Consider the following 5,211-nt stretch of genomic DNA (forward strand, 5'->3'; position numbering starts at 1 on the left):
CCGCCGAGCCGCTACCTCAGTCCTGCTGGACCCAGGCGCCGTAGAAGTCGAGGCGGGTCGACGCCTCGAAGCCCAGGCCGTGGACCGTGTCGGCCGCCGCGATCGTCGTCGAGAGCTCGTAGACCGGGATCGCGTGGCCCTCCTGCACCAGGAGACGCGCAGCCTGGGTCACGAGCTCCTGCCGCTCGGCCGGGTCGGTCGACGCGGCCGAGCGATCGAGCAGCACGTCGACTTCCTCGGGTGCCCGCTTGTTGATGTTGCGCGCGTTGGCCGAGAAGATCGTGCGCAGCACGTCGGGGTCCGAGCGCGTCAGGTTGTAGTAGTCGAAGTCGAAGTCTCCGGACTTCTTGAGCTCGGTGGACTCGGCGACCGTGACCTGCTTGAGCTGGAGGTCCACACCGATCTTCGCGAGCTGCTGCTGGACGAGCTCGAGCGGCTCGGCCACCTGCCAGAACGTGACGGTGGTGGACAGCCGCTGTCCGTCCTTGACCCGCACGCCGTCGGCACCCTTGACCCAGCCGGCGTCGTCGAGGAGCTCTTCCGCACCGTCCGGGTCGTACGCCAGGTCGTCCGAGACGTCGGCCCACAGCGGGGTCGAGTGCGACAGCGCGCTCGTCGCGGGCTCGTCCTGCGGGGTCAGCAGGGTCGCGGCGATCTCCTCGCGGTCGATGCCCTTGCTGATCGCCTGCCGCACTGCGGGGTCGGCGGCGAGCGGTCGCGACTCGTTGGGGAAGAGGTTGAAGACGACGCCCGGGTTCGCCCGGTACGCGAGCCAGAAGCCGTTGCCGTCGAACTGCGGCAGGTCGACCGTGCTGATGGCCGCGGTCGCGTCGATCTGGCCCGAGAGCAGGCTGCCGGTCCGCACGCTGGCCTCGGGCACGAACTTCACGGTCACGGTGTCGAGGTACGCCTCACCCGTGTGGTCGTCGGCCCCGGAGGCCCAGTCGTAGCCGGCGACCTTCTCGAGCACGACCTCCTGGTCGAAGGTGTACGACTTCACCGCGAACGGCCCGGAGCCCACGAACTTCCCGGCGCACCGGTCCTCGACGCTGAGCGCGGCGGACGCGGGCGAGAGCAGACCGAGCGAGAAGGTCGAGGACGCCTGGAGGAACTGAGCGCTGGGGGCTGAGAAGTCGACCCGCACGGTGCGGGGGTCCACGACCGTGGTCCCCTCGTACCCGACGAGGTAGGCCGAGCCGAGCGAGGCCGCTGCCCCGAGCTCGACGATCTTGTCGAAGTTCGTCTTGACGGCGGCCGCGTCGATCGGCGTGCCGTCGGCGAACGTCGGCCCCTCCCGGAGCGTGAACGTGAAGCTCGTCGCGTCCGCGTCGACCTCCCAGCTCTCGGCGAGCCACGGCAGGATCTCCCCCGTGTCCGGGTCCTGCGCGGTGAGCGAGGCCACGGTCTGACGGGCCGAGGCGATCGCGTCGTTGTTCCCGACCTGCTGCGGGTCGATGCAGTGCGAGTCGACCGTGACCGCGAAGGTGAGGTTGCCGCCCGGGACGGGCTCCGCCGTCGGACCGGGGGACGTGCCGTCCGCCGTGCTGCCGCCACCGGTGCCGCACGCCCCGAGCAGGAGCGCCGTCGCGGCGAGGGAGGCCGCGGCGAGCGCGCGGCGGGACGGGGCCGTACGGCCGCCGGGGCCCGAGGGCCAGGTCGAGAGGGACATGCGAGAGGTGCTCCTTCGGTCGTGCGCGCCGTCGGACCGGCAGTGCCGGGGCGCTGAGGGGTCGCCGACGGACCGTGGGTGCGTCGGATCGACGCCGGGCTCACGGCGAGCGGCGGTGGGGAGCCGTCGAGGGGACGGCGGAGGGGGGACGCGGGGTGTCGGCCGTGCGTCAGGTGCAGCGGGGGTTCAGCAACGTGTCAGCGACAACAGGGCGCGAGGGGTCTGGCTCCGCCGAGGCGGCACACCGCCCTGCGGTCGTGCTCCTGTTCCGTCCCGAGTGCGCGCATCGCCCGTTCCTCCGTGTGCTTACCGCGCCCGACGGGTCGCGGTCAGGTACCACCCGGAGCACCCCGTCACGTCGAAGGGTTGCTGGCCAGCGAGCCGGGTCTTGGCGCTGGCGCTCTTCACCTGCCGCACAGGAAAGCCTCCCGGGGGCGAGGAGTCAAGGGGTGAGAGCGCCGTCCCACGCATTGAGACGCCGGGAGCGCGAGACGGGGCCCGTCGACCCGGGTCGGGGTCGGCGGCCCCGTCAGGGGGCGCGCGAGGGGCGCGTCGGCCGCGACGAGCCGCGCTCAGGACGCCTTGCGCTTGCGCCCCACGAGCACGAGGTCGTCGCGGTGCACGATCTCCCGGTCGTACCCCTCGCCCAGCCTGTCGCGCAGCTCGTGCGTCGAACGCCCGAGCAGGTCCGGGATGTCGCTCGAGTCGAACGCGACGAGGCCGCGCGCGATCACGCGCCCGTCGGGCGCGACGAGCTCGACGGGGTCGCCGGCGTCGAAGTCGCCCGTGACGCCGACCACGCCCGCGGGCAGCAGCGACGCGCGTCCGCCCAGGACCGCGGTGACCGCTCCCTCGTCGAGCTCGAGGCGCCCGCGCGTGCGGGCGGCGTGCGCAAGCCACAGGCGCCGGCGCGTCGTGCGCTTGCCGGTCACCGCGAACCACGTCCCGACCTCGCGCCCCGCGAGGGCGCCCTCGGCGTGCGCGGCCTTGGTCAGGACGACCGGGATGCCCGAGCCCGTCGCGATGCGCACCGACTCGAGCTTGGTGAGCATGCCGCCCGTCCCGATCGAGCTGCCGCGGCCGGTGACCTCGATGCCCTCGAGGTCGAGCGCGGACCGGACCTCGCGGATCCGCTGGGTGCCGGGGCGCGAGGGCGGCCCGTCGTACAGGCCGTCGACGTCGGTCAGCAGGACCATCGCGTCGGCGCGGACCAGGTGCGAGACCAGGGCAGCGAGGCGGTCGTTGTCACCGAAGCGGATCTCGTCCGTCGCGACCGCGTCGTTCTCGTTGACGACCGGCACGATCCCCAGGTCCAGCAGACGCTCGAGCGAGCGCTGCGCGTTGCGGTAGTGCCCGCGGCGGATGGTGTCCTCGGCCGTGAGGAGCACCTGGCCCACGCGGATGCCGTACTCGGCGAACGCCTGGGCGTAGCGGGCGACGAGGAGGCCCTGGCCCACCGAGGCCGCGGCCTGGGCCGTCGCGAGGTCGCGAGGTCGTGCGCTCAGGCCGAGCGGTCCGATCCCCGCGGCGATCGCCCCCGACGTCACGAGCACGACCTGCCCGCCCGCTGCGTGGCGGGCCGCGATCACGTCGACGAGCGCGTGGAGGGCAGGGACGCTGAGGTGCCCGTCCGGTCCGGTGAGGGAGGAGGAGCCGATCTTGACGACGACCCGGTGGGCCGTGGCGACCTGGGAGCGTGCGGAGAGCGCATTCACGGGCTCATCATCCCGCGCCGGGCGCCCGGACGGGGCGCCGTTTCAGCGTGTGACACCTCACGGTGGGAGGGCGTGGGCACCTGCTCCCCCGCCGGCCCGACGACGCCGCTCCCCTCCGGGCGCTCGTCTCGCCCGCCCGCAGGGTCGGCACCACCCGGGGACGCCGCAGGGCGGGCACGACCCGAGGGCCGTACCCGCCCTGTGGGCGGACGTGCGATGTCGACGACCCGTCGCCCCGTACGGGGTCAGTCCTGGTCGGGGTCCGTCCAGTGACCGGACTCGCGCTCGGTCCACAGCTCGGCACGGGCCTCGGCCTTGGCGTCCATGCGCTCGGTGTACTCGCGACGCTTGTCCGAGCGCGTGGGGCGGGAGGTGTCCTCGAGCCGCAGGTCGGAGCCGCGCGGGCCGCCGAGGAGCTCGGAGCCCGTGATGAGCGTGGGCTCCCAGTCGAACACGACAGCGTTCTTGTCCGAACCGATGCGTACCTCGTCGCCCGCGACGGCACCGGCCTTGAAGAGCTTCTCCTCGACGCCGAGGCGTGCGAGACGGTCCGCGAGGTAGCCCACGGCCTCGTCGTTCGAGAAGTCGGTCTGGCGGACCCAGCGCTCGGGCTTGGAGCCGCGGACCTCGTAGTAGAAGCCGGTCTCGGCGCCACCCTTGCGGGTCACGGTGAAGCCCGCGTCGTCGACAGCCTTGGGGCGCAGGATCGTGCGCGCCGGCGCGGGAGCCGGGGCGTCACGGCGAGCCTGGTCGACGAGCTCGGCGAGCGCGAACGTCAGGGGGCGCAGGCCCTCGTGGCTCGCGGTCGAGATCTCGAAGACGCGCAGGCCGCGGGCCTCGAGGTCGGGGCGCACGAGCTCGGCGAGCTCGCGGGCCTCGGGCACGTCGATCTTGTTGAGCACCACGAGGCGCGGGCGCTCGTTGAGCGGGAGCCGGGCCCCTTCGATGTCGAGGTCGCCCGCGTAGGCGTCGAGCTCGGCCTCGAGCGCCTCGAGGTCGGAGATCGGGTCACGACCGGGCTCGAGCGTCGCGCAGTCGAGCACGTGCACGATCACGGCGGTGCGCTCGATGTGGCGCAGGAACTCGAGGCCGAGCCCCTTGCCCTGGCTCGCGCCGGGGATGAGGCCGGGGACGTCGGCGACCGTGTAGCGCGAGTCGCCCGCCTGGACCACGCCCAGGTTGGGGACGAGGGTCGTGAACGGGTAGTCGGCGATCTTGGGCCGGGCCGCGGAGATCGCGGCGACGAGCGAGGACTTGCCGGCGCTCGGGAAACCGACGAGCGCGACGTCGGCGATCGACTTGACCTCGAGGACGAAGTCGGCCTCCTCGCCGGGCTCGCCGAGCAGCGCGAAGCCGGGCGCCTTGCGGCGCTGGGAGGCGAGCGCGGCGTTGCCGAGGCCACCCCGGCCACCGGCGGCGGCGACGTACTCGGCACCCTCGCCGACGAGGTCGGCCAGGACGTTGCCGTCCGTGTCCTTGATCACGGTGCCGTCGGGCACGCGCAGGATCAGGTCCCCGCCGTTGGCGCCCGCGCGGTGGTCGCCCATGCCCTGGGTGCCGGAGGTCGCGTTGCGGTGCGGCGAGTGGTGGAACTCGAGGAGCGTCGTGGTCTGGGAGTCGACGACGATCCGCACGGTCCCACCATCACCCCCGTTGCCGCCGTCAGGGCCGGCGAGCGGCTTGAACTTCTCCCGGCGGATGGAGGCGCAACCGTTGCCGCCGTCACCGCCGGAGGCGTGCAGGACGACGCGGTCGACGAACGTGGCCATGGAAATGGTCCTCTCAAGCAGGGGGGAAGAACACCAGGAGGGGCGCACCGACGTCGGT

At 73.2% G+C, this 5,211-nt stretch carries 3 protein-coding genes and 1 riboswitch; all 3 genes read right to left on the reverse strand.

The window, feature by feature from the left end:
- Positions 1 to 16: 16 nt before the first annotated feature.
- On the reverse strand, positions 17 to 1,669 hold the full coding sequence (locus H9652_RS01400; protein ID WP_191794326.1) for an ABC transporter substrate-binding protein: 1,653 nt from the start codon (positions 1,667 to 1,669) through the stop codon (positions 17 to 19).
- A gap of 297 nt (positions 1,670 to 1,966) precedes the next feature.
- Positions 1,967 to 2,078, reverse strand: a riboswitch (SAM riboswitch).
- Between the two features lie 163 nt (positions 2,079 to 2,241).
- Positions 2,242 to 3,384, reverse strand: coding sequence for a glutamate 5-kinase (gene proB / locus H9652_RS01405; protein ID WP_191794327.1), 1,143 nt, complete (start codon positions 3,382 to 3,384; stop codon positions 2,242 to 2,244).
- A gap of 245 nt (positions 3,385 to 3,629) precedes the next feature.
- Complete coding sequence (obgE, locus tag H9652_RS01410; protein WP_191794328.1) at positions 3,630 to 5,153, reverse strand: GTPase ObgE; 1,524 nt, start codon at positions 5,151 to 5,153, stop codon at positions 3,630 to 3,632.
- Between the last annotated feature and the right edge of the window lie 58 nt (positions 5,154 to 5,211).

Source organism: Oerskovia rustica, from assembly GCF_014836555.1.
Classification (GTDB): Bacteria; Actinomycetota; Actinomycetes; order Actinomycetales; family Cellulomonadaceae; genus Oerskovia; species Oerskovia rustica.

Bases quoted from the DNA above. Each gene is read 5' to 3' on its own strand.
- H9652_RS01400 (WP_191794326.1), bottom strand. From the start codon at position 1,669: ATGTCCCTCTCGACCTGGCCCTCGGGCCCCGGCGGCCGTACGGCCCCG.
- obgE (WP_191794328.1), bottom strand. From the start codon at position 5,153: ATGGCCACGTTCGTCGACCGCGTCGTCCTGCACGCCTCCGGCGGTGAC.